At 58.9% G+C, this 24,637-nt stretch carries 24 protein-coding genes; 12 read left to right on the top strand and 12 right to left on the bottom strand.

Features of this window, described 5'->3' with window-relative positions; translation table 11 throughout:
• Positions 1–28 precede the first annotated feature (28 nt).
• The 3 genes from ACR0DS_RS05205 to ACR0DS_RS05195 all read right to left on the bottom strand — a co-directional run bounded on the left by ACR0DS_RS05205 (position 29) and on the right by ACR0DS_RS05195 (position 2,358).
• Positions 29–1,141, bottom strand: coding sequence for a hypothetical protein (locus ACR0DS_RS05205; protein ID WP_480558328.1), 1,113 nt, complete (start codon positions 1,139–1,141; stop codon positions 29–31).
• Positions 1,142–1,143: 2 nt separating this feature from the next.
• On the bottom strand, positions 1,144–1,923 hold the full coding sequence (locus ACR0DS_RS05200) for an SDR family oxidoreductase (protein WP_267366518.1): 780 nt from the start codon (positions 1,921–1,923) through the stop codon (positions 1,144–1,146).
• A 72-nt stretch (positions 1,924–1,995) separates the two neighbouring features.
• Positions 1,996–2,358 (bottom strand): nuclear transport factor 2 family protein, encoded by a 363-nt coding sequence (locus ACR0DS_RS05195; protein WP_267366520.1) that lies wholly within the window; start codon positions 2,356–2,358, stop codon positions 1,996–1,998.
• Positions 2,359–2,467: 109 nt separating this feature from the next.
• Between ACR0DS_RS05195 and ACR0DS_RS05190 the strand changes: the two genes are divergently transcribed.
• From ACR0DS_RS05190 to ACR0DS_RS05175, 4 genes are all read left to right on the top strand, one after another.
• Positions 2,468–4,072, top strand: coding sequence for a peptide chain release factor 3 (locus ACR0DS_RS05190; RefSeq protein WP_267366522.1), 1,605 nt, complete (start codon positions 2,468–2,470; stop codon positions 4,070–4,072).
• Positions 4,073–4,121: 49 nt separating this feature from the next.
• Positions 4,122–4,865 carry a hypothetical protein gene (locus tag ACR0DS_RS05185; RefSeq protein ID WP_480558027.1) on the top strand — a complete coding sequence of 248 codons (744 nt, stop codon included), beginning with the start codon at positions 4,122–4,124 and terminating at the stop codon, positions 4,863–4,865.
• Complete coding sequence (locus tag ACR0DS_RS05180; RefSeq protein ID WP_480480607.1) at positions 4,862–5,791, top strand: glycosyltransferase family 2 protein; 930 nt, start codon at positions 4,862–4,864, stop codon at positions 5,789–5,791. The genes ACR0DS_RS05185 and ACR0DS_RS05180 overlap by 4 nt, the downstream gene beginning before the upstream one ends.
• Before the next feature lie 186 nt (positions 5,792–5,977).
• Positions 5,978–7,324: a DEAD/DEAH box helicase gene (locus ACR0DS_RS05175; protein WP_480558029.1), complete on the top strand. Its 1,347-nt coding sequence runs from the start codon at positions 5,978–5,980 to the stop codon at positions 7,322–7,324.
• On the opposite strand, the gene ACR0DS_RS05170 is transcribed toward ACR0DS_RS05175, so the two are convergent.
• Genes ACR0DS_RS05170 through ACR0DS_RS05160 form a run of 3 tightly spaced genes read right to left on the bottom strand, consistent with a single transcriptional unit; the run spans position 7,321 to position 9,343 of the window.
• Positions 7,321–8,223 carry an EamA family transporter gene (locus ACR0DS_RS05170; RefSeq protein WP_480558031.1) on the bottom strand — a complete coding sequence of 301 codons (903 nt, stop codon included), beginning with the start codon at positions 8,221–8,223 and terminating at the stop codon, positions 7,321–7,323. The two genes, ACR0DS_RS05175 and ACR0DS_RS05170, sit on opposite strands and share 4 nt — an antisense overlap.
• 21 nt (positions 8,224–8,244) lie before the next feature.
• Entirely contained in the window at positions 8,245–9,147 is a 903-nt protein-coding gene (locus ACR0DS_RS05165) for a fatty acid desaturase (protein WP_480558033.1), read from the bottom strand.
• Positions 9,140–9,343, bottom strand: coding sequence for a DUF2061 domain-containing protein (locus ACR0DS_RS05160; protein WP_267366130.1), 204 nt, complete (start codon positions 9,341–9,343; stop codon positions 9,140–9,142). Before ACR0DS_RS05160 ends, ACR0DS_RS05165 begins: the two co-directional genes overlap by 8 nt.
• A 105-nt stretch (positions 9,344–9,448) precedes the next feature.
• Between ACR0DS_RS05160 and ACR0DS_RS05155 the strand changes: the two genes are divergently transcribed.
• Complete coding sequence (locus ACR0DS_RS05155) at positions 9,449–10,318, top strand: helix-turn-helix domain-containing protein (protein WP_480558034.1); 870 nt, start codon at positions 9,449–9,451, stop codon at positions 10,316–10,318.
• A 79-nt stretch (positions 10,319–10,397) separates the two neighbouring features.
• On the top strand, positions 10,398–10,580 hold the full coding sequence (locus tag ACR0DS_RS05150) for a hypothetical protein (protein WP_267366128.1): 183 nt from the start codon (positions 10,398–10,400) through the stop codon (positions 10,578–10,580).
• 1 nt (position 10,581) lies between these two features.
• Here the strand turns inward: ACR0DS_RS05150 and ACR0DS_RS05145 are convergent, their stop codons facing one another.
• The 3 genes from ACR0DS_RS05145 to bcoG form a co-directional block, all read right to left on the bottom strand.
• A complete protein-coding gene (locus ACR0DS_RS05145; RefSeq protein WP_480485410.1) occupies positions 10,582–11,340 on the bottom strand; it encodes an SDR family oxidoreductase in 759 nt (252 codons plus the stop codon).
• Positions 11,337–12,803, bottom strand: a complete 1,467-nt coding sequence (locus tag ACR0DS_RS05140) for a carnitine 3-dehydrogenase (protein ID WP_480558330.1) — start codon at positions 12,801–12,803, stop codon at positions 11,337–11,339. The genes ACR0DS_RS05145 and ACR0DS_RS05140 overlap by 4 nt, the downstream gene beginning before the upstream one ends.
• 85 nt (positions 12,804–12,888) lie before the next feature.
• On the bottom strand, positions 12,889–13,803 hold the full coding sequence (gene bcoG / locus ACR0DS_RS05135; protein WP_480517312.1) for a 3-dehydrocarnitine:acetyl-CoA trimethylamine transferase BcoG: 915 nt from the start codon (positions 13,801–13,803) through the stop codon (positions 12,889–12,891).
• A 133-nt stretch (positions 13,804–13,936) separates the two neighbouring features.
• On the opposite strand from bcoG, the gene ACR0DS_RS05130 reads away from it, so the two are divergent.
• Complete coding sequence (locus tag ACR0DS_RS05130; protein WP_480558036.1) at positions 13,937–14,923, top strand: GlxA family transcriptional regulator; 987 nt, start codon at positions 13,937–13,939, stop codon at positions 14,921–14,923.
• Positions 14,924–14,990: 67 nt separating this feature from the next.
• Here ACR0DS_RS05130 and ACR0DS_RS05125 read toward each other — a convergent pair whose 3' ends face one another.
• The 3 genes from ACR0DS_RS05125 to ACR0DS_RS05115 are packed head-to-tail and all read right to left on the bottom strand — an operon-like array spanning position 14,991 to position 17,996.
• Positions 14,991–16,037, bottom strand: coding sequence for an aldo/keto reductase (locus tag ACR0DS_RS05125; protein WP_480558038.1), 1,047 nt, complete (start codon positions 16,035–16,037; stop codon positions 14,991–14,993).
• Between the two features lie 29 nt (positions 16,038–16,066).
• Positions 16,067–16,525 (bottom strand): DNA polymerase III subunit chi, encoded by a 459-nt coding sequence (locus ACR0DS_RS05120; protein ID WP_480558040.1) that lies wholly within the window; start codon positions 16,523–16,525, stop codon positions 16,067–16,069.
• Between the two features lie 4 nt (positions 16,526–16,529).
• Entirely contained in the window at positions 16,530–17,996 is a 1,467-nt protein-coding gene (locus tag ACR0DS_RS05115; RefSeq protein WP_480558042.1) for a leucyl aminopeptidase, read from the bottom strand.
• A gap of 229 nt (positions 17,997–18,225) precedes the next feature.
• Between ACR0DS_RS05115 and lptG the strand changes: the two genes are divergently transcribed.
• The 5 genes from lptG to rsmA all read left to right on the top strand — a co-directional run bounded on the left by lptG (position 18,226) and on the right by rsmA (position 24,622).
• A complete protein-coding gene (gene lptG, locus ACR0DS_RS05110) occupies positions 18,226–19,326 on the top strand; it encodes an LPS export ABC transporter permease LptG (protein WP_480480588.1) in 1,101 nt (366 codons plus the stop codon).
• Positions 19,326–21,488, top strand: a complete 2,163-nt coding sequence (locus ACR0DS_RS05105; protein ID WP_480558044.1) for an LPS-assembly protein LptD — start codon at positions 19,326–19,328, stop codon at positions 21,486–21,488. The genes lptG and ACR0DS_RS05105 overlap by 1 nt, the downstream gene beginning before the upstream one ends.
• Positions 21,479–22,732: a peptidylprolyl isomerase gene (locus ACR0DS_RS05100; RefSeq protein ID WP_480480584.1), complete on the top strand. Its 1,254-nt coding sequence runs from the start codon at positions 21,479–21,481 to the stop codon at positions 22,730–22,732. The genes ACR0DS_RS05105 and ACR0DS_RS05100 overlap by 10 nt, the downstream gene beginning before the upstream one ends.
• Positions 22,729–23,694, top strand: coding sequence for a 4-hydroxythreonine-4-phosphate dehydrogenase PdxA (pdxA, locus tag ACR0DS_RS05095; protein ID WP_480558046.1), 966 nt, complete (start codon positions 22,729–22,731; stop codon positions 23,692–23,694). Before ACR0DS_RS05100 ends, pdxA begins: the two co-directional genes overlap by 4 nt.
• 85 nt (positions 23,695–23,779) lie before the next feature.
• Entirely contained in the window at positions 23,780–24,622 is an 843-nt protein-coding gene (gene rsmA, locus ACR0DS_RS05090; protein ID WP_480485400.1) for a 16S rRNA (adenine(1518)-N(6)/adenine(1519)-N(6))-dimethyltransferase RsmA, read from the top strand.
• Positions 24,623–24,637 lie beyond the last annotated feature (15 nt).

Genomic DNA, 24,637 nt, shown 5'->3' with positions numbered 1-24,637 from the left:
ACGAAAGCGTGAGCGGTCCCGCGCGGTTTTACCCAAGCAGGTCGAAGTCCACGCCTGCGCGAATTTTGCCATTTACCTGAACCTCCAGCAGGTGTGCGCCGGGAACCAGTTTGAACGTTGTGGCATCACCCTTCAACTTGTGGCGTTTTTCCAGCGTCAGTTTCCCGTTCTTCAAAGCCGCCTGCTTCAACTTGTGCACCTTGGCTGAGATTTTCCCGCCAGGTCTTTGAAAATGAATGATATAGTCAACCAGAACTGGCAGCTCTCCGACCCCTTTCAAAGCGACGGAAAAGGCCAGAGCGTCACCAATCCGAGCTTCCGATTTAAGGTTGACCGCGACCTCGATGTCCGCGTCCGGGTCATAGCCTAACATCTTCATTGCTTCGGGATGCCCCGCTTTCACAAGCCCGCGCAGGGTGTGTGACGTCATCCAGTCCAGTTCGTCCTGAGTCTGATGACCCTGGTTGCGCCACGCCGTCAGGCGATCCAATACCAGATCCGGGTCTTTCTTGGTGATGTCATTCAGGTGATTGGATACGGACCGGGTGACATACCGCGTCGAATCCATGTGCAACTTGTCCAGCAACGGCAGCGGGTCCTGCAAACCCAATGCGACCGCCTGCCCCCATGGCAATCGGGGGCGCGTCCCTTCGCTGACCAGCCTGCGCACATGGTAACTGTCATGAGAGCACCAGTCCTGCATCCGCCGCAACACCCGGTCCGGGTCATGGTTCAGGAACGGACGGATTGCCCATTCCATGGAAAACCTCTGTGTCAGTTCCTCCATCACGTCTAAAGCCAGATCAACATGCTCAAGACCTATGGTCGCTACCCACTCACCGACCGGCGCAAAGATGAAATCGCCAAAATCGTCATCCGTTTTCGTCGGATCCAAAGGTGCGGGCAAGGCGCGCAGGATCGTCGGGGCAACAGCAGGCAAGTCACCGGGCACCGCCTGTTGCAGACAAGTGGCGATCCAGATGATCCGATCCTTCAGCTCTAGATCCAGCAATCGCGACATGACCGCAGATCGGAATGCCGGAGCATCAAATTCTGCATGAGAACCGGAAAACAAACCGCTGAGATAATTCACTTTCTCAGCGTTGAACATCTGATCTTTCAACGAAAACCCTTGCGCCATGGTCACATCGTCAAATTGGTTGCGCCGCCATCCAGCAGAATGTTCTGACCAACGATGAACCCCGCATGTTGAGAGCACAGGAACGCGCAGGCAGCCCCGAATTCCTGACGCGTTCCATAGCGTCGCGCGGGAATGGTTGCCGAACGGTTTGCGCGGGCGTCTTCGATCGAGATGCCTTGCTGGGAGGCCACGCCGCTGTCCAGCGCATCCGCACGATCCGTTGCGTGAATGCCGGGCAGCAGGTTGTTGATGGTCACGCCATGCGGTGCAACCTGGCGTGAAGTTCCCGCCACATATCCGGTCAAACCCGTGCGGGCTGCATTTGAAAGCCCCAGCACCGCAATTGGCGCGCGCACGGATTGTGAGGTGACGTTCACCACCCGCCCCCAACCTTTGTCCATCATTCCGGGAAGCAGCGCCTTCATGAACGCAATGGGGGTCAACATATTGGCATCCAGCGCCTTGATGAAATCATCACGCTCCCAGTCCGACCATAAACCCGGCGGCGGTCCACCGGCATTTGTCACAAGAATATCAACGCCCTGCGCCGCTTCGATCACCCGCGCCTGCCCTTCCGCAGTCGTCACGTCACACGCGACTGTTTGTACCTCGACGCCATGCTCTGACCTGAGGCGTGCCGCCTCGCTCTCCAAAGCGTCCGAACCACGCGCATTCATCACAAGATTTACGCCAGCCTCAGCCAAAGCCTCGGCACAGCCCAAACCCAGCCCTTTGCTGCTGGCACAGACCAGCGCGCGCTTTCCTTTTATACCAAGGTCCATCGGATCCTCCCTGTCAGTCATTGCCGCATGTCTAGCATCGGCCAGACAGGGAAGACCAGAAATGGCTTGGGATCAGTAGAAGAACTCTTCGCGTACGATCTTGCCATCTGCGACGTGATAGACACCCACTTCACGCATATCAAAGGCTTCGCCGGTTTCCTTTACCTTACCCTGCACTTCGAAAATCACCGCAAAGCGGTCCTCGCCGTGCACAAACGGGTCGCTGACCGAAGCGCCAGAAACCTCGTGGGCTCCTTCCCACCATTCATGTTTGCCACGGATCGCGTCACGCCCCTGTATTTCGCGCCCCATACCTGAGTAATCGACCGCTTCAACAGAAACTGCGTCCGACGCATACAATTTCTCAAGATTTTCCTTGGCGCGGTCCTCACGGCAGCCAGCCACCAATTCATTGGCAATCTCTTTCAAATCCATTGGTCTTCTCCACAATTTGTTCACTATATGTTCTTATAACCACAAGCCTGTGATTCGAACCACCCCCTTTGTCTTGCTTCGGCAGGATTCCCCGCCTATACGCGCGGTCATGCTTGATACCTCGAACCAACCTGCCCTGCCGCCCGAGATTGCCCGTCGCCGGACATTCGCCATCATCTCGCACCCGGATGCGGGCAAGACGACGCTGACTGAAAAGTTCCTGCTTTACGGGGGCGCCATTCAGATGGCTGGTCAGGTGCGCGCCAAGGGCGAGGCCCGGCGGACACGCTCGGACTTCATGCAGATGGAGAAGGATCGCGGAATCTCGGTTTCCGCATCGGCCATGTCGTTCGACTATGGCAATTTCCGGTTCAACCTTGTTGACACGCCCGGCCACAGCGATTTCTCGGAAGATACCTACCGCACGCTGACGGCCGTGGATGCGGCCGTGATGGTGATCGACGGCGCGAAGGGTGTCGAAAGCCAGACGCAAAAGCTGTTCGAGGTCTGCCGCCTGCGTGATCTGCCGATTCTGACCTTCTGTAACAAGATGGACCGCGAAAGCCGCGATACGTTCGAGATCATCGACGAAATTCAAGAGATGCTGGCCATCGACGTCACCCCCGCCGCATGGCCAATTGGCGTAGGTCGTGATTTCATCGGCTGCTACGACATGCTGCGCGACCGGCTGGAGCTGATGGACCGCGCCGACCGCAACAAGGTGGCAGAGAGCATCGAGATTAACGGGCTTGATGACCCGAAACTGTCGGAACATATTCCTGCGCACCTGCTGGAAAAGCTGCTGGAAGAGGTTGAGATGGCGCGCGAGTTGCTGCCCGCGCTGAACCCGCAGGCGGTGCTTGAAGGGCATATGACACCGATCTGGTTCGGCTCGGCCATCAACTCGTTCGGCGTCAAGGAACTGATGGAAGGCATCGGCGCTTATGGCCCACAGCCGCAGGTTCAGTCCGCCGAACCCCGCCAGATATCGCCGGATGAAAAGAAGGTCGCAGGCTTTGTTTTCAAGGTGCAGGCCAATATGGACCCCAAGCACCGTGACAGGGTGGCGTTTGTGCGCATGGCCTCCGGCCATTTCAAGCGCGGCATGAAACTGACCCATGTGCGGTCAAAGAAACCGATGGCGATTTCAAACCCAGTGCTGTTTCTGGCATCTGACCGGGAACTGGCAGAAGAGGCCTGGGCCGGTGACATCATCGGCATTCCCAACCACGGCCAGTTGCGCATTGGTGACACGCTGACCGAGGGTGAGGCGCTGCGCGTCACCGGCATCCCCTCTTTCGCGCCGGAACTGCTGCAAGGCGTCCGTGCGGGTGATCCGATGAAGGCCAAGCATCTGGAGAAAGCCCTGATGCAGTTCGCCGAGGAAGGCGCGGCCAAGGTGTTCAAACCTTCGATCGGGTCAGGCTTTATCGTGGGTGTCGTCGGCGCGTTGCAATTCGAAGTGCTCGCCAGCCGGATCGAGATGGAATACGGCCTGCCCGTGCGTTTCGAGGCGTCTCAGTTCACCTCGGCCCGCTGGGTCAGCGGTGACAAGGCCGAGGTCGAAAAGTTTGTGAATGCAAACAAGCAGCACATCGCGCACGACCATGACGGCGACATTGTCTATCTGACCCGGCTGCAATGGGACATCGACCGGGTGGTTCGGGACTATCCCGCCCTGAACCTGACCGCCACCAAAGAGATGATGGTGTGATCCAACTGACTGATTGCACAGCCGAGTCTGCCTGTGCAATTCTGCGCGCATGAGCAAGGATGAACTGACTTTCCCCGGCGGTCTGCCCGACATGCTGGACAGGTATGAAAACCGGCGCAGCCCGTTTCAGTTCGGCACCACCTCGTTGCCTGACCTTGACATTGACCTTATTGAACTGGCCGGTCGCACATTGCCCGAAAGCGCGACTGTGCCCCCGCCGAAGCCTAATACAAGCTGGGATCGCAAGCGTGCTCAGATTGCGCGGGAATTTGTCGGAAATTCGGAACTTGCCTTCCTGAATGCCCAGTTGATCTCGAACCTGCGAAAGCGGTCCTTCCCGCGCCACGCCCCGCTTCTGTTTTGCCGCCTTTGGGACGAACAGTCTGACCACCTTTTGTCCACGCTTGACCTGCGATGGCTGGTCTCGTCGGTTCAGACCTTTGCGGACCACGGCCAAACTGCAACCCAGCGCGAGGTTGGTCATGCGTTGCGCATGTTGTTCGGCATGATGAAGCTTTATGAGTTCGAGAGGCGCTTTTCCGGGCTGCCCCCGGAAACACCGTTTCCGTATCAAAAATTGAAACGCGTCCCGCTGCCCTATCAGATGAAAGGGTTTTCCCTTGGAAGTGGCGGGCTGGACGTCAATCTGATTGCTCCGGTCTGGACCAAGGCCCTAAGCGACACCACCATCGCGCCGCTGGTCGATCACTTGATGACCGAGCTCAACAGTGATCCCGGCGGTGTCTTTCGCCGCCTGAAACTCATGCGCGAAGCGCGCGCGCAGCGCACATGACCACATGGGGTGTCGTGTCGATGGTCAGGGGACCGACCGAAGACGTCCTTCGGTTCGTAGCCTATCACCTCGATCTGGGTGCCGAGACCATCTATATCTATCTGGATGAGCCGAACCAGCGCACGTTCGAGGCGCTGAAGGCACATCCCAGTGTTTGCGTACAGGTTTGCGATGATGCCTATTGGCAAAAGCTAAAACGCACACGACCGGACAAGCACCAGGTTCGCCAATCGGTCAACGCCACCTATGCCTATCGTGAAACGCACCTGGATTGGCTGGCCCATATCGATGTTGACGAGTTTCTGTGGTCGCCGACCCCAATCTCGGATGTGTTGCGCGATATCGGGGACAAGGTTCACGCCGCCCGGGTCCGCCCAATCGAGGCGCTGGCGGGCGGTGAAGACCTGTACAAGGCGCATGTTCCACAAAGCCCGGCCCGAACACAGCTGATTGAGATGCTTTATCCCAACTATGGGGCTTTCGTCCTTGGCGGGTTCCTCAGCCATGTACAGGGCAAGTTGTTTGCGCGCACGGGATTGAAACGTCTGAGTTTTCGTATCCACAACCTGTTTCAGAACGGGAAATTGCTGCCGTGTAAATACGAACTTGCGCAGGTCGATCTATGCCACCGCCACGCGCCGGACTGGGATCACTGGATTGCACATTATCCGTTCCGCTTGGATCGCGGCTCGTATCAGGCTGGCATGGCCCCGAATGCCCCGCGCGAGATGGGGGGGCTGAACAAGAATGAATTGCTCAGCTGGATTGAAAGCGAACACGGCGAGGACGGGCTGCGCGCGTTCTTCAACGAGATGAGCGGCGCTGACCCAGAAGTCCGCGCCCGGCTGGAGCAGAAAGGGCTGATCCGCCACCGCGTGTTGAATCTGGACGGGAAATTGGCGAAACACTTTCCCGGAAGTTGCTGAATTGTTGCGCAAAACTCGAACCTGTCTCGATGAAACCCTGATGTAGCGGTCTTCATTTGACCCCGACCAACGTTTTTGTTATGTCCGCGTCCAAGCCGAAATGTCGCATCATGCGCATGGCCATCCGGGCCCGGCACATCTTATACGCGCGGGCCAGGTCAAGTGTCCGCATTCAACCGGACTTACATGACAAAGTTTAGCGAACTGAACCTGAACCCGAAGGTCCTCAAAGCCATTGAGGAAGCCGGATACGAAACCCCAACTCCGATCCAGGAAGGTGCGATTCCGCCCGCATTGGAAGGGCGCGATGTTTTGGGCATAGCCCAGACAGGCACGGGAAAAACCGCCAGCTTTACGCTGCCGATGATCACACTGCTGGCCCGTGGCCGGGCGCGTGCCCGTATGCCACGTTCGTTGGTCTTGTGCCCGACGCGGGAACTGGCCGCTCAGGTGGCCGAGAATTTCGACACCTATACCAAACACCTGAAACTGACCAAAGCGCTGTTGATCGGTGGTGTCAGCTTCAAAGAGCAAGAAGCCCTGATTGACCGTGGCGTCGACGTTCTGATCGCCACGCCGGGCCGTCTGCTGGATCATTTCGAGCGCGGCAAGCTGTTGCTGACCGGCGTGCAGATCATGGTGGTGGATGAGGCGGACCGTATGCTCGACATGGGGTTCATCCCCGATATCGAACGCATCTTCTCACTAACACCTTTCACCCGTCAGACCCTGTTCTTCTCAGCCACCATGGCATCCGAGATCGAGCGGATCACCGACACGTTCCTGTCGGCCCCTGCCCGAGTCGAAGTTGCCCGTCAGGCGACCGCATCCGAGACCATCGAACAGGGCGTGGTCATGTTCAAAGGCGGCCGTCGGGACCGCGAAGCCAGCAACAAACGAAAGGTTCTGCGTGCGCTGATCGATGCTGAAGGCGACAAATGCACAAATGCGATCATCTTCTGCAACCGCAAGACTGACGTGGATATCTGCACAAAATCCCTGAAAAAACATGGCTACAACGCGGCCGCCATCCATGGCGATCTGGACCAGTCGCAGCGGATGAAAACACTGGACGGTTTCCGTGAGGGATCATTGCGCCTGCTGGTCGCCTCAGACGTGGCTGCGCGTGGCCTGGATGTGCCAGCCGTCAGCCATGTGTTCAATTTCGACGTCCCCGGCCACCCCGAGGATTATGTGCACCGCATTGGCCGCACCGGCCGCGCCGGCCGTGAAGGTAAAGCCATCACAATCTGTTCGGGACGCGACGAAAAAGCACTGGTTGCGATCGAGAAGCTGATCCAGAAAGACATCCCGCGCATAGACAACCCGGTTCAGGACGACCCCAGACCCGAACAGCCAAAGCCTGAGAAAAAGGCCAAAGCCCCCGAGAGCCCGAAAGAAGGCAAAAAGGTTCGCGAACCGAAGGGGCGCAGTCGTGGGCGCAAGGAAGACACCGGCCCGGCCGTCGTGGGCATGGGAGATCACCTGCCCAGCTTCATCGCGCTCAGCTTTGACGAACGTCGCGCCAGCTAGATTGCCAGAACAAGCGCTAAAATCGAAAACCCAAGCAACATCATCCCGGCGATTTCGCGCCGGGTGATCGTCTCGCGGAAGAACAGGATCGACGCCATCAGGCTAAAGATCAGCTCTACCTGCCCCAGCGCTTTGACATAAGCCGCATTCTGCAAGGTAAAGGCCCAGAACCAGCAAAACGAGCCACCGAGGCTGGTCAGGCCGACAAATACCCCGGTCTTTCGCGTTTGCCAGACTGCGCGCAGTTCGGCCCGGTCGCGCCACAGCAGCCATATCCCCATGCCGGTAAACTGGAGTGTCACCACGGCTGCCAATGTTACCAGCGCCCGGAACCACGCATCGATATCGCCCAGTTGCAGCGAAGCCCCACGATAGCTGACGGCGGAAAACGCAAACAAGACACCCGATCCAAGCCCCAATTGCGAGGCCCGATTGGTCAGATGGCGCCACCAGGGGCCGTCCCCACCGGGTGTTTTTGACAACAAAAGCACAGCCATCAACCCCAACAGGATCGCGATCAACGCGCCGCGCGACACACTGTCCCCCAGGATCAGGAAGCCAACTATCGCAGTCTGGATCACCTCGGTTTTCTTGAAGGTAATTCCAACGGCAAAATTACGTTGTTTGAACAACGCCACCACGCAGATCGTTGCAAGGATTTGCGCTGTCCCTCCGATGACCGCGTAAAGCCAGAACAAACTGCCAAGCCGAGGCATGCTCGCCCCGGTTATCTGCAACGCAACATATAGCCCGATAACCGCCAACGGCATGGAATAGGCAAACCGCGCAAAAGTTGCACCTGCAGCAGATAGTTTCACGCTGGCCAGAGATTTTTGCAGCATGAAACGCACAGTCTGAAAACTGGCGGCGGCGATGGTGACGGGGATCCAGAGACTCATGCCACCCGTTGTGTCGTCAATTCAAGGCTTTGGCCAGAGAGGATGTGGCACAGGGTCTTTTGCGCGAACGAAATACTGCCGGAGTATCTGTGCATAGGACCGGTAAACATAGGCTTCGTTGCAAGCCAAGTACCTGTCCTTTCCGTCGCGGTACAATGCAGGCAAGCGATACCACGGAGCCGCCGGATTCATGTGATGAACGACGTGTAGGTTATTGTTTAAAAACAAAAATGCCAGAGGTCCGCGATCTTCGACTATCACCGTGCGGGCGCGGGATTTTTCATGTGCACGATGCTCCAGAAACGTGCGGATCTTCAAAAGCGACAGCCCCATATAGGCCGCGACCAGATAGGCCCAAACCGGCATGGCCGATTGCGCAACTACCCACAGAACCACCACCGCGCCGGGAAGGTGCACAGCCCATGCCAGCAGGACCGCCCTGTCCCCGCGCATCAACCCACGCCATTCGTCACGCATAAACAGAACCTGACCAAGGACAGGCCCCAGTACCATCCGCCCCAACAGCGTGTTGTTCAGGCTCAGGATCATCTGCGCCAGCCGCGGCAATCCCGACCAGATATGCGGATCCAGATAATTCGATTCCGGGTCGTCATAAGGGTCTGTCAGGGTGGCATCCTGATGATGCGCCAGATGCAGGTCCCGAAAGCGGTTATACGGAATTGCCAATGTCAACGGCAGTGCCATCAACGCCTCGTTCAGCCATTTGGCACGAAATGGGTGCCCGTGCAGGGCCTCATGCGTCAGTGACGAATGCAAAGCCGCAACAACACCCAGAGCAGGGATAGCCAACCACAAGGATGTGTTTGCCAGCCAGAACAGACCGGCAAGCCACGCAGCATAACACAAGACGATCAGGAAAAACGTGCCCCATTCGGGCGATTTGGGTGTCGTGGGGTCAGCCATTTCGGCCCCACGAAATGTTCGCCCAAATTCTTTCGTAAATCACGTACATCGTCAGGCCGATGGCCGTGTTCACCAGCGCCAGCGCCCCTCCTACAGCGGCAGAGCCTGTTGCCAACAGGCCCACCATTGTCATGATCGCCAACCCCATCGCATTCCAAACGATTGCTTTCACGACTGATCTTCGCCGCGTTTCCATTCCGAACCCCGTTTTTTTCTTACTCAAAGCGTTACATCCGGACCCCGGCATTGAAAATTCTGAATATGATTAACAAAACTAATCAAATATGATAAAAATCACGGCATGCAGGAAAATATCGACAAGCGCGATCGTGCCGCGCAATTTCGTCTCCGCCTCGCCCGCGCGATGGAAGAGCGCCATGTCAGCCAAAGTGCCCTTGCGCGCAATATTGGCGTTGACCGCTCGACCGTTTCCCAACTGTTGACAGATCATGGCGCGCGGTTGCCCAACGCGCATGTCGTTGGCGGATGCGCAGCGGCACTTGGCGTGTCGGCTGACTGGTTGCTGAGCCTTTCTGACAGGCCGGAAAGCGCGGCCGAGCTTCTGGCTAGCTCGCTGACCTTTACCGAGGCCCCCCGCGCCCTTGTCGATGAACGTATCTTCGAGTGGCACCAGGAGGCCGCCGGGTACAAGATCCGCTATGTCCCGGCCACCCTGCCCGACATGCTGAAGACGCGTGCGATACTGGAATGGGAATACGCCCCGCATCTGGGTCGGACCGCTGATCAAGCCATCGGCGCGTCGGCGGATCGTCTGGCATGGATGCGCAGCGCCCAGTCGGACTATGAGATCGCTATGCCGTTATTCGAAATCGAAAGCTTTGCATACGCGACCGGGTATTATCAGGGTCTCGGCCCCGAAGTTCGGCTGGAACAGATCGATCACCTGTTGGCGCTGTGCGAACAGCTCTATCCGCGGATGCGCATCTATCTGTTTGACGCAAAACGGCTTTATTCGGCACCGGTGACGATTTTCGGCCCGCTGCTTTGTGTATTCTACGCAGGAAGTCACTATATGGCCTTCCGCGACCGGGATCGGATCGAGACATTCTCACGCCATTTCGACACACTGGTACGCGAGGCCGACGTGGCCGCCCGGGACTTTCCAAACCACCTGCGTCGCCTCAGAACGGCGGTTTCCCGCGACTGGTGATGCAGCGCCATCCAACCTGTGCTATTCTACTGTGGCGCGAACCATAAGGCATTCCGAACACAGACGGAGGAGCACAGGAATGGACGCAATTCAAACCGCTCAATACGCACGTGCACTTTTTGCCGCCCATGGAGACCAAGCCGAGGCCGAAGCCGCGCAAAAAATGCGCGACTGCGAAGCTGCCGGAAACCGGCAAGAAGCCCAGGACTGGCAGGCAGTCCGTCAGACCATCCGCCAGATCCGTGGTCCAAACCAGGGCTGAGTTACAATTTCGGGTCCGGGTTGACCGTGTGGCCATCCACCGCAATCACCTGACCTGAAACCAGACGTGCCGCATCTGAGGCAAGGAAGACTGCCATATTGGCGACATCCTGCGCTTCGACGAAGCGCCCCATTGAGGTGCCCGAGGCATAGCCCCGATAGACCTCATCACGGGTCATGCCCTTGGCTGCGGCCTCGCGGGTCAGGACGCCCTCCATCCGAGGGCCTTCAACTGCGCCCGGACAAATGGCATTGGCACGGATGCCATAGGGCCCCAGCTCCATCGCCAGTGTTTTCATCAACCCGATGACCGCCCATTTTGCCGACGCATAGGGCGCCCGGAACGGGTAGCCATACTGCCCGGCTGTCGACGAGGTCAGAATGATGCTGCCCGCCCGCGCCGTTTTCATCAGCGGCGCTGCATATTTTGCCGCCAGAAAAGCACCGTCCAGATTGACCGCGACACAAGAACGCCACGCGTCCAGATCAATATTCTCAATGTCATTTGTCGGGCCGGCAATACCGGCATTGGCGCAGAGCACATCCAACCCGCCTGTCGAACGGACGGCGTCAAATACCGCGCGCATGTCAGCCTCGTCCGCAACATCGGCTCGGTGCCCGGTCCAATGTTCGGGCAAAGTATCCAACGCCGCCTGATCGATATCAGTAACCCGGACGTCATAGCCAACCGCGTCAAACGCCTCGGCCATGGCCCGGCCGACGCCTGACGCGCCAGCCGTCACCAGAACCCGGCGCGTCATGAAGGCTTCCTGATCGCTGCGCCTGCGCCCTCGGGATAAGGCAATCCGGCCTGAGCCTCTGCAACCCGCGCCATAGCCGCTTCGATTTCAGCAGATGGCGCGCTGGGGCGGCGGGTTTCCAGGCTGACATGCAGCAGAAAACTTTCACCCGTGGCCAGCAGCTTGTCGTCCTCATACATGCTGTGGAACACATGCAGCTTCTTGCCCTGCCCCAACAGCATCTGCGTGCGCACGTCGATTTTTGCACCGGCATGAGCTTCATCCAAATAGCGAATGTGGTTCTCCGCTGTGAAATAGCTGCCGCCTGAGGCAATGTAATCCGCATCGCATCCGATGATTTCCATGAACCGATCGGTGGCGGCGGCAAAGGCCTCCAGATATCTCGCTTCGTTCATGTGGCCGTTGTAATCCGTCCAGTCCAGCGGGACGGCCCGCGACAGGGTCAGGATGGGCTGGCTCAAATCCGCCTGATCCAGCGTCGGCAGCGCTCCAGGTTTCAACCGTGCGTCATGTTGGTTCAGCACCGCACCCGCGCCGTAATTCTGCGCCTTGAGGGCCCGCATCATGCCAACAAGATTGTTGTCGCGAATACGCTCCAGCTCTCGGATCGAATGCATCCCGGATTGTGCGTCAGATTGACTGGCGATCAAATCGACCAGTTCGTCAGTGAACTCGGGAACATCCATCAGCTTGGTCCACGGCCATTTCAAGGCAGGTCCGAACTGCGCCATGAAATGCCGCATCCCCGCCTCGCCACCGGCCACGCGGTAGGTTTCGAACAGACCCATCTGCGCCCAGCGGATGCCGAAACCCATACGGATGGCCTCGTCAATCTCTTCGGTCGTCGCAATGCCATCCTTGACCAGCCAAAGCGCCTCGCGCCAGACAGCTTCCAGGAACCGGTCGGCAATATGCGCATCGATCTCTTTCTTGACGTGTAGCGGGAAGAACCCAAGCGAATTCAACAGGTCCTGGGCCTGTTCGATCATCTCGGGCGGGTTCTTGTCCGTTGGTACAAGCTCGATTAAAGGCAGCAGGTAAACCGGGTTGAAGGGGTGCGTCACTACGATCTGCTCGGGGCGCAGCGCTCCGTCCTGAAGTTCGGACGGCTTGAACCCGCTGGTCGAGGATCCAATGATCGCGCCCGGATCGCAAGCCTCCTGCAAGCCTTTGTAAACCTTCAGTTTCAGATCCAGACGCTCCGGCACGCTCTCCTGTATCCAACGCGCACCCTTAACCGCTTCGGCCATGTCGCTGTGAAAGCTCAGCGCACCCTCGGCTGGCAACGGAACGTCACTCAGCCCCGGCAAGGACCGTCTTGCGTTGTCCAACACCTCGCCAATCTTGCGTTCCGCCTCGGGATCAGGGTCAAACACCCGCACATCCCAGCCATTGAGCAGGAACCGCGCAGCCCATCCGCCGCCGATAACTCCGCCCCCAATAATTGCCGCCGTTTTCATGATTCCCCACCTACTGGCTGCTCATGTTTCATCTTTTTAGAAATACTCCGGGGGCTTGGGGGCTGGCCCCCAAAAACCTGCGTGTCCATTATTTTGCAACAGGTGCCTGCTTGGTCAGCCCCAGCTTCGCACGGACTTCGTCAGGGCCGATCACGCGCGCGCCCATATTCTCGATGATGGATCCTGCACGTTCCACCAGTTGCCAGTTCTCGGCCATTACGCCCTTATCCAGCCACAGGTTGTCCTCAAGCCCAACGCGCACATTGCCGCCCGCCAGAACCGAAGCCGCGACAAACGGCATCTCGTTCCGTCCCAGCGAAAACGCGCTGAAGGTCCAGTCATCCGGCACGTTGTTCACCATCGCCATAAAGGTATTCAGATCATCCGGCGCGCCCCACGGTACCCCCATGCACAGCTGGACCAAAGCGTTTGGTGCCAGAATCCCTTCCTTCACCAGTTGCTTTGCAAACCACAGGTGGCCAGTGTCAAAGGCTTCGATCTCGGGCTTGACACCCAGATCGGTCATCATCTTGCCCATGGCGCGCAATGCCCCGGGCGTATTCGTCATAACATAATCTGCCTCGGCAAAGTTCATTGTGCCGCAGTCCAGGGTGCAAATTTCGGGCAAACATTCTGCAATATGCGCCACGCGTTCCGATGCTCCGACCATGTCCGTGCCCGCGGCCACTGGAAACGGGTTTTCAACACCGCCGAACACGATATCGCCGCCCATCCCGGCCGTCAGATTCAATACGACGTCCACATCAGCGTCGCGGATGCGATCCGTTACCTCGCGATACAGATCCAGCCGGCGGCTTGGCACGCCGGTCTCAGGGTCACGCACGTGGCAGTGAACCACTGCCGCCCCGGCCTTGGCGGCGGCAATCGCGCTGTCGGCGATCTGCCGCGGTGACCGCGGCACATGCGGGCTGCGGTCCTGCGTCCCGCCCGAGCCGGTTACGGCACAGGTAATGAAGACTTCGCGGTTCATTTCCAGAGGCATGATGTTTTCCCCAAGTTATACCCGGTTCTGCCTTGGGTTTTCCCCAGGCTTTTCCCCGGATTCCGATTTGCGTTCTGACCCGACTCTGGCGCAGCTTTGGGAAACCCACTTGGCAATATGCGAATCAAACTTGATGAAATCCGCAAAAAACATACTGCAACCGGAACACCGCGCCCTAAAAACTGCGGTGCTTGTATTGGACGAATGCAACACGCTCAGCTTTGCCTCTGCGGTGGACCCGATGCGGGCCGCGAACCGTCTGGCGGACCGCCCGGCCTTTGACTGGGACTATGTGACCGCGACGCCAGAACCCGCGGTGCTTACCAGTGCGTTGCAAGTGCCCGGTATCCCACTGGCCCGGTTGCAATCCTGCGACCTGATGATCGTGGTCGCCGGTTTCCAACTGGCCCGCCACGCCACCCCCAGCCTGCTGGCTGGTCTGCGGCGCATCGCGGGCACAGGCGCAACGATGGCAGGCATTGATGGCGGCCCGTGGCTCCTGGCCGAGGCCGGGCTACTGGATGGCCATCTGGCAACAACCCACTGGGAAGACCTCGAAAATTTTGCCACTCGGTTTCCCGAAGTTGATGTGCGCACCGATCGCTTCACCGTTTCCGGCAACCGCCTGACTTCGGGTGGCGCAATTCCGGCTGTCGAGATGATGCTGCACATCATCGCCGCCCGTCATGGCGCAAGTTTCGCCGCGCGCGTTGCGGGCCTGTTCCTTTACGATGGTGCTCCCGACCCTGGAAAACCGCAAAGCCGCACAGGCGCGCCACATCGCCACACGGCGCTGACCGCCAAGGCCAACTCGATGATGCAGGCGTCACTGGATGATCCTCTGCCGCTGGCCTACATCGCAGACCGCCTGGGCACCAGCCCACGGACGCTGCAACAACAGTTCCGACTGCGCCTGAACACGACGCCGCAGGACCACTATCTGCAGCTGCGCCTGGCCGAGGCCCGCCGTCTGGTCACCGACACCGACATGCCACTGATGGATGTGGCGCTCGCCACCGGCTTTGCCTCGCAATCCAGCTTTGCCCGCGCTTTCCGCACCGCCCACGGTCAATCGGCCCGCGACCTGAGACACGAACGCGCGCATCCCACCCATCACTGACCAGATCCGCCTTCATCTGGCCAAAAATATCCCGGGGGCGTCGCCAAAGGCGACGGGGGCAGAGCCCCTAAAACGGCATTGGGTGCGCCCGATGTGCCCTGCTGATCTCGGCCAAGACATCCTTGGATAATTCAAGATCCACGCCCTCCAGAATATGATCCAGCTGTGCAACAGTCGTGGCCCCGAAGATTGCCGACATCATGAACGGGCGCGTCCGGCACCACGCCAGTGCCATATGCACCGGATCCAGACCATGCCGCGCGGCGATGTCCAGATAAGCTGCAACCGCCTCGAAAACACGACCGGATTTCCGGCCTCCCATCTCGGGCACAAAGGACATACGCGATCCGTCGGGGACGCAGTCATTTTGATACTTCCCGGTCAAAAATCCTGCCGCCAAAGGGGAAAACGCCATCAGCCCAACATCTTCATGCACACTCAACTCACCCAGGTCGGTGTCGAAATGGCGGCACAGCAATGAATATTCGTTCTGCACCGATGCCACGCGCGGCGCCCCCATCTGTTCGGCCAGCCGCAGCCATTGCGCGGTTCCCCAAGCGCTTTCATTCGACAGGCCAAAGGCACGGATATTGCCCTTGTCCACCTGAGCCTGCAATGCCTCAAGGCATTCCTGCATGTTGCTCAGCACTTCGTTCGTGTTTTCGCCAGACGGCGCATAATCCCAATTCTGCCGAAACATATAGCTGCCCCGATTGGGCCAGTGGAACTGGTAGAGGTCGATGTACCCGGTCTGCAATCGTCGCAAAGACCCCTCAATCGCTTCGGGTATGGTGCGGGCGGTGATCGGCGCACCATCACGGACAAAGGACAGCCCCGCGCCGGAATGCTTGGTCGCCAGAACATAATCACCCCGGCGGGTAGGATTGGCGGCATTCCAGTTTCCCAAAATCTCTTCGGTGCGCCCGATCGTTTCCTTCGCGACAGGGTTCACCGGGTACATTTCGGCCGCGTCGACAAAGTTGATCCCCGCGTCCAGCGCCATATCCATCTGCCGGTGCGCATCCGTTTCAGATGTTTGAGAGCCAAATGTCATCGTGCCAAGGCACAGATCGCTCACCATAATTCCGGTACGGCCCAAGGGCTTCTTCTGCATTGTCGTATCTCCTGAAAAACGCGGGCCGGTCAGGCTTCAGCCTTCTTCTCCCACCGCCCGGACTCCTCCGACCAATATTGTGCGGAACATCCGGCATCCGTCAGCGCTTTCCACTGCCCGCGCGCCTGTTGTACAGCCATGTCGTCATTGCCATCGAACAGGATACAAACCCGTTCCAGCGCGGCGACTTCTTCCGCTTCGACCGGCGCGCCATCCACAGCCATGATGCAGGTCGCGCCATTTCCCGCAACGGCGCCGGTGGTCAGCAGGATCGGCTGGTCCGCGTCGTGCGGGCCACCAGCGCGACCATGCGGCAAGAATCCCTCCTCGGGGCCCAGCCACAGCTTTTCATCCAGCCAGTCCATCCGCGCAGGGTCAGTACCCCGCACGGCAATCCTCCACCCGGCTTGCCGCGCCTTTTCCAGTAGCACCGGCAAGGTGTGCTCCAGCGGCAGGCGGGTCAGGTGGTAGAAATAGACAGCGCCCATATGCTTACTCGAAATTGTCCTGCACAAACCGGCTCAATGCGCGCACGCCCCAGCCGGTGGCACCTTTGGGCGCATAAGAGGTCTCTTCAGCCACCGAGGCGACGCCCGCGATGTCCAGGTGAATCCACGGCGTTTCCTCTTTCACGAACCGCTGGAGGAACTGCGCGGCGGTGACTGAACCGGCGGGGCGACCGCCCACGTTCTTCATGTCGGCAATGCGCGATTTCAGCAACTTGTCATAGGCGTCGCCCAATGGCATCCGCCAAGCGCCTTCATCCTCGGCCTTGGCAGATTTCAGGAAGGCATCACAAAACGTGTCATTGTTCGAAAAGACACCAGCGTTTTCATGGCCCAACCCGATGATGATCGCACCGGTCAAAGTTGCCAGGTCAATCATACCGACCGGCTTGAATCGTTCCTGCGCGTACCACATCACGTCACACAGAACTAGGCGGCCCTCGGCGTCGGTGTTGATGATCTCGACCGTATCGCCCTTCATCGACCTGACCACATCACCCGGACGGGTGGCGTTACCTGATGGCATATTCTCGACAAGACCGACCAGCGCCACGACATTGGCTTTTGCCTTGCGCTTGGCCAGCGCGCGCATGGTGCCCGCAACAACGCCGGCGCCGCCCATGTCCATGGTCATCTCTTCCATGCCAGCAGCGGGTTTGAGCGAGATACCACCCGTGTCGAACACCACGCCCTTTCCGACCAGTGCCAAAGGCGCGTCATCCTTGGCCCCGCCATTCCACTGCATCACCACCACTTTCGAAGGGCTGTCCGAGCCCTGCCCGACGCTTAGCAACGTGCGCATTCCCAGCTCGGCCAGCTTGTCTTCGTCCAGTACTTCGACCTCAAGACCCAGCCCCTGCATCTCAACCAGGCGGTCCGCGAATTCAGTGGTGGTCAAAACATTTGCTGGTTCATTGGTCAGATCGCGCGTCATCCGAACGCCATCAGCAATTGCATAGAGAGGTGCAAAATCTGCCTCGGCCTCCGCAGGCTTTGCGTGGCTGATTGTCACTGTGCCCGCCTTCTGGCTTTCCTTGGTCTTATGCGCGTCGAAATCATAGCTGCGCAGAACAATCCCCAGTGCCAGATCCTCGGCCCGCGCCTGATTGCCCACCATCACCAGCATGTCCTTGCCGCCTGCCAGCTTAGCCAGCGCCGCCCCTGCCTTGCGGGCTTCGCCGGCCTCGGGGCGACGTGGCAGAACCAGAACATCCAGCGCCTCTGCCGCCATCCCTGTGGGCCATGCCATCGAGACGACATCACCTGTCTTCGACTTTCTGAAACTCTCGCTTTCAACAAGCCGCGCCAAGCCGCCCTTCGTCAGACGGTTTGCCCGGCGGGCTGCCGGGCTCATCTTACCGTCATCCGGAATGATGATAGCGACGCGCCCCCCGGCCTGCGCCATAGCCTCCAGGTCAAATTCCTGAAAACGGATCGGTATCAGACTGCTCATTGTACACTCCTCGAATTCTGTTCCCCAAGACCTAGCCCGCGGGGCACGCATTGACCAGATAGCAGTTTTCCCCGCCTTTCAATTGCATTAAGGTCCCGAAAAAATGACCGGCAGGCTCGGGGGAGAAAGACGTGGTACGAGAGGGCAGGCATACGCCGTCGCGCACAGCATTGCGCAGGCGCGATATCGGCCCGACGCCCCGCACTACAGGCGCAGCGGGGTCGCGCCTATGATCCTGGACCGTTATTTTGCCCGCCGGTTTCTGCAAAGCTTCATGGTCATCGGAGGTATTTTCCTGACCTTGATGATTCTCATCGATCTGATCGAACAGATTCGCCGCTTTGACGATTTCGACCTGTCTTTTGCCCAGCTGCTCCACCTCACACTGCTGAATACACCGGCCGCCATCAGCGAAATGCTGCCTTTGCTGGTCATCCTGTCCACCATCGCGCTGTTCGTTGGGCTGGCACGTACGTCCGAACTTGTGGTGACCCGTGCAACTGGCCGCTCGGGCATCCGCGCTTTGGTCGCCCCTGTCCTGTTGTCGCTGATCATCGGCGCTCTGGCCGTTGCACTGTTGAATCCCATCGCGGCGGCCACATCCGAAGAGTTCCGCCGCTTGTCGGATTCATACCGAAACAACGGCAGTTCGGCCCTTTCGATCAGCAGCGAGGGCCTGTGGCTGCGCCAGTCTGCCGAGAATGGGCAGGCCGTTATCCACGCCCGGGCAACATCGAACCAAGACAAGCTGCGGCTGGACGGTGTTACCGTCATCACCTTTGGGCGGGATGGCAAACCAACCCAGCAAATTGTTGCGGATCGGGCAGAGTTGGAAGACGGGAACTGGGTTCTGTATCAGGCAAAAACCTGGGCCTTGCAGGATGGGCAAAACCCTGAATCCAATTCAGTTGTGCACGAGCGTCTGGAGCTGCCGACCTCGCTGACCCGACAGCGGATCATGGATACGTTTGGGCAACAGGATTCGGTTTCTGTTTATGACCTGCCCCAGTTGATCAGCGACCTGCGCGAGGCGGGATTTTCGACCAAACAATATGAGGTTTGGCTGCAGGTACAGCTGGCCCGGCCTTTCTTTCTGATCTCGATGGTTCTGATCGGGGCCGCGTTTACCATGCGCCACGTTCGGTTCGGCGGCACAGGGATCGCCGTCCTGACAGCCGTTCTGCTTGGATTTGCCATCTATTTCGTGCGCAATTTCGCGCAAATCCTCGGGGAAAACGGACAATTGCCCATCTATATCGCTGCCTGGGCACCGCCCTTTGCCGCAATTCTGCTGTCTCTTGGTCTGCTACTGCATGCGGAGGACGGCTGATGCGGCACATCGTTCCTGTATTGCTTACCAGTGCACTGGCTTTGTCCGTCCCGGCGGGAACTGCAGCACAGACATCCCAAGGCCGGCCACAACCACAGGGCACACAAGCGCAGCAAGAGCCCGCCTTGCTGGTGGCCGACAAGGTATTCATCACGCCTGAGCGCAAACTTGTGGCTGAAGGCAATGTCGAAGCCTTTCAGGGCGACACCAAGTTGTCCGCCCATCGTATCACGTATGACCGCGAGACTGGCGAGCTGATACTGGAAGGCCCCATTCGTATCGATCAGGGTGGTCAGACCACGCTGCTGGCGGATTCAGGGCAACTGGACAGCGGAATTCAGAACGGACTGCTGATCGGTGCACGCATGGTGTTTGAACAGCAGGTACAGATCGCCTCGGTTCAGGCGAAACGGGCCGCAGGACGTTATACGCAATTCAGCAAGGTTTCAGCCACATCCTGTCATGTCTGCACCGACGGCAGGCCGCCTCTGTGGCAGATCAGGGCGCGCAAAGTCACGCATGATCAACTGGAACGGCAACTATATTTCGAAGGCGCGCAGCTTCGGGTCCTGGATTATCCGGTATTCTACTTTCCCTATCTGCGCTTGCCTGACCCAACGCTAGAGAGGGCAACCGGCTTTCTGGTTCCTTCGATCCGCAGCACCTCGCAATTGGGCACTGGCGTTCAGGTTCCGTATTTCTTCAAACTTGGCGATCACAAGGACCTGACACTTACGCCTTACATCTCAGCCAAGACGACAACTCTGGGATACCGCTATCGTCAGGCCTTTGTGAACGGACGCATTCAGGTGGAAGGCGCTTATACACGGGATGATGTGCAACCCGATCAGGATCGCGGCTACCTGTTTGCCACCGGCTGGTTTAATCTGAAGAACGATTTCCGTCTGACCTTCAATCTGGAAACTACATCCGACGATGCCTACCTAGCCGATTACGGCTTGCCGGATCTGGACCGCTTGCGCAGCGAAATCGCACTGGAGCGGATCAAGCGCGATAGTGCGTTCAAAACCGGCCTGATCTACTACAAAACACTTCGGGACAGCGAAAATCAGGACGAAATCCCGTCCCGCGTCTTCGACCTCAACTATGAAAAACGCTATTTTCCCAGCACGCTAGGGGGCGAGGTTCGGCTGGCATTCATCGGTCATGCGCACGAACGCACCAGCGATACAGATGTTGTTGGTCGCGACATGGCACGGGCCACCTTCGATGCCGAATGGCTACGCAGCTGGACTTTCTCATCGGGGTTGCGGGTCGATACCACGCTTGGGGCGTCGGTTGACACTTTCAACATTCGTCACGACAGCAACTACCCCGACAACGTGACCCGATCTACGCCGCGCGCGGCTTTGACTCTCCGTTATCCAATGACCCGGCGCGAGGAATCGGGGGCTGTTCAGTTCCTCGAACCGATTGCGCAGTTCGGATGGACACATGTATCGGACACCGATGTTCCGAATGATGAAAGCACTTTTCAGGAATTCGATCAGGGTAACCTTCTGTCCCTCTCGCGGTTCCCTGCTGAAGATCAGCGCGAGAACAGTGCCACTGGTGTGGTTGGCCTGAACTGGGCCCGGTATGGCGCGGGTGGCTGGCAGGCCCAAGCGACTGTGGGCCAAGTGTTTCGGGCCGACGCCGATCCAAACTTCACGCTGACATCGGGATTGCAGGGCACATCGTCGGATTTGCTGGTGGCCGGGCAGATCAGCACGGCCAATGGCTGGTCACTTGCCGGACGCGGTCTGATCGACGGGGATTTCAGCTTTGTCAAAGCCGAACTGCGCGGCGCATGGGCATCCGAAAATGCCGGCCTTTCCGGCAGCTATATCTGGCAGGAACCGGACCCGGCGGAAAACATCACCGAAGAAATCTCGGAAATTCTGCTTCTCGGACGCTACCAGGTCGATCAGAACTGGCTGACCAATGCTCTGGCGCGCTACGATCTGGCTGAGTCGGAACCGATCCGGTTGGGTCTGGGTGTGACCTATCAGAACGAATGCGTTCGGGTTAACATGTCCGTAAGTCGGCGCTTTACTTCAACATCCACTATTGAGCCTTCGACAGAATTCGGCTTTACCCTTTCTCTGACAGGGTACGCCCTTGAAGGCGGTGGCAAGACATACAAGAGAACATGCAGTTGATATCAGGTTTCTCCAGGTTTCTCCGTTCCGGTTGGCTTAAACCGGTCACACCGGCACTGGTTGCCGCAGTTTTTGCAATCGCGCCTCTTCAGGGAAGCGCGCAAAGCCTGTTCTCACCCGCGATCCGCGTCAATCAGGATATTGTCACCTGGTACGAGCTTGAACAGCGCCTGCAATTCCTGAATGTTCTGGGTTTGCCCGGTGGTAACGAAGCTGACGTCAGGGATGCCCTGATTGATGAAAAACTGCGCAGGCAGGTCATGCGCAGCGCCGGCGTACAAGCGACGCCCGAGGCCGTTCAGCTGGGCATCGACGAATTCGCCTCGCGCGGACAATTGTCATCCGAACAATTCCTGAAACTTCTCGGCGACGCGGGCGTCGACCCTGAAACGGTCCGGGATTATGTCGCGGATCAACTGGCATGGCGCGACTACATCAGCTCGCGCTATCTGTCGCAGGCGCGCCCGACCGAGGATGAGATTGATCGCGCGCTGGGCCAGACGGGCGGTGGCGGATTGCAGGTCCTGCTGTCCGAAATCATTATCCCGGTAAACCCGCAAACGGTTGCCCAGACCGAGCTGTTGGCCGAAGAAATCTCGCGCCTTGAAGGGCAGGACGCGTTTTCTGCCGCCGCCGCTCAGTATTCCGCAGCCGCAACACGGGGTCAGGGTGGACGTCTGGAGTGGCTGAACATCTCGAACCTGCCCCCGGCGCTTCAACCTGTCATCCTGGGGCTTCAGACCGGTGAGATCACCGACCCGATCACCCTGCCGAACGCGGTTGCGCTGTTTCAGATGCGGGGCTTGCGCGAAGTCGCAACCGGCGCTCCGCGCATTTCAAAGTTGGATTATGCCGCCTATTACCTGCCTGGCGGGCGCAGCGCCGAAACCCTTTCGCGGGCCGCGAAGTTGAAAGAAGAAATCGACACTTGTGATGATCTCTATGGCATTGCCAAGGATCAGCCCGCCGAAGTTCTGGACCGGGTCGAAGCCGCACCTTCCGAGGTGCCCGGTGATATTGCCGTGGAACTGGCCAAGCTGGACCGGAACGAAGCGTCGGCGACTCTGACCCGCAACAATGGTCAGACGCTTGTGTTTCTGATGCTGTGCAACCGCACGCGGGATCTGGGCGAAGACACCTCTCGGGGCGATGTCGCCAACGCGCTGGCGCAGCAACGTCTTCAGGCCTTTGCGGCCAGTCTGGTGGAGCAGCTGCGGGCTGACGCTGTCATTACTCAGGAATGATACGGCCCGTCGCGCTCAGCTGCGGCGAACCGGCCGGTATCGGCCCGGAAATCGCGGCCAAGGCGTGGGCTGAACTGCGCGATGCCTGCCCGTTCTTCTATATCGGGGACGCCAGCCACCTGCCAGCAGGCACACCCGTTGCTAAAATCGAACACCCAAGTCAGGTTGCTGAAGCCTGTGGCCGGGCCCTGCCCGTTCTTCAGATGGATTTTCCCGCCGCGAACGTATTCGGCCAGCCGAATCCGGCCAACGCGCCATCGGTGGTTGATGCCATCGAAACCGGTACCGAACTGGTACAGACCGGTGAGGCCGCAGCGCTTTGCACCGCACCGATCAACAAGAAAGCCCTGATTGACGGCGCAGGGTTCACCTTTCCTGGCCATACCGAGTTTCTGGCAGCCCTTTCCGGAACCCGCCGGGTAGTCATGATGCTGGCCAGCGAGCAGTTGCGCGTCGTTCCCGCGACGATTCACATTCCATTGTCACAAGCTCCCGCGGCACTTACCCCTGATCTTCTGCGCGAAACGATTGAAATCACTGCACGCGGTTTGCGTGATCAGTTCGATATCGCGCATCCCCGGATCGCAGTTGCAGGCCTGAACCCGCATGCAGGTGAAGGCGGCAAGATGGGCACAGAGGAGCTCGACTGGATTGCTCCGATGCTGGCTGATCTGAACCCCGAGGACGCGACGATTACAGGCCCCCACCCTGCGGATACGCTGTTTCACGCAGCCGCCCGCGCCCGCTATGACGCCGCCATCGCCATGTATCACGATCAGGCCCTGATCCCGATCAAGACGCTGGATTTCGACCGGGGCGTGAATGTCACCCTTGGCCTGCCGTTCATCCGTACCTCACCCGACCACGGAACAGCACTGGACATCGCGGGGAAAGGCATCGCCAACCCCTCCAGCCTTATCGAAGCCCTGAAACTTGCCCAACGCATGGTAAAAAGCTCTTGATCCTTCACCTGGCTGAAAATATCCCCGCCGGAGGCACAAAAATCTCGGGCACAGCCCCTTTCACAGGCGCCAAGGTATTCCGATCATGAGCGCTATAGACACGCTTCCCCCTCTGCGCGAGGTCATCGCAACCCACCAGCTTTCGGCGCGCAAATCGCTGGGGCAGAATTTCCTGTTGGATCTGAACCTGACTGCCAAGATCGCCCGACAAGCCGGCGATTTGTCAGAATGCGATGTGCTTGAAATCGGCCCCGGTCCCGGTGGGTTGACACGAGGCCTGCTGTCCGAAGGCGCGCGCAAGGTCGTGGCCGTCGAAAAAGATACACGGTGCATTGCCGCCCTGAACGACATCGCCGCCGCGTATCCGGGTCGGCTTGAGGTGATCAACGGCGACGCACTGGAGATCAACCCGCTTGAATATCTGACACCGCCAATCCGCGTCGCCGCCAACCTGCCCTACAATGTCGGCACCGAGCTGCTGGTGCGTTGGCTGACACCGCCCGAATGGCCCCCATTCTGGCAGAGCCTGACGCTGATGTTCCAACGCGAAGTGGCCGAGCGTATTGTTGCCCAACCCGGCAGCAAAGCCTATGGACGCCTTGCCATCCTTGCCCAATGGCGGGCAGAGGCACGTATCGCCATGTTGCTTCCCCCCGGGGCCTTCACTCCGCCGCCCAAGGTTTCAAGCGCCGTGGTCCACCTGACCGCCTTGCCCGAGCCACGCTATCCCGCCGATGCCGCCACCCTGTCGCGCGTCGTGGCTGCCGCCTTCAACCAACGCCGCAAGATGCTGCGCGCCTCACTCAAAGGCATTGCCCCGGATATCGAAGACCGCCTTCTGGCCGCAGGTATCAAGCCCACGGACCGTGCCGAGCAAGTCCCGCTGGAAGCGTTCTGCGCTTTGGCGCGCGAAGTTAAGAAAACCTGATCAAACGAAAAAGCC

This window comes from Ruegeria sp. AF5 (assembly GCF_056541905.1).
Note: the sequence above shows the minus strand (reverse complement) of the source record. Positions and strands in the feature narration are given on the sequence as shown.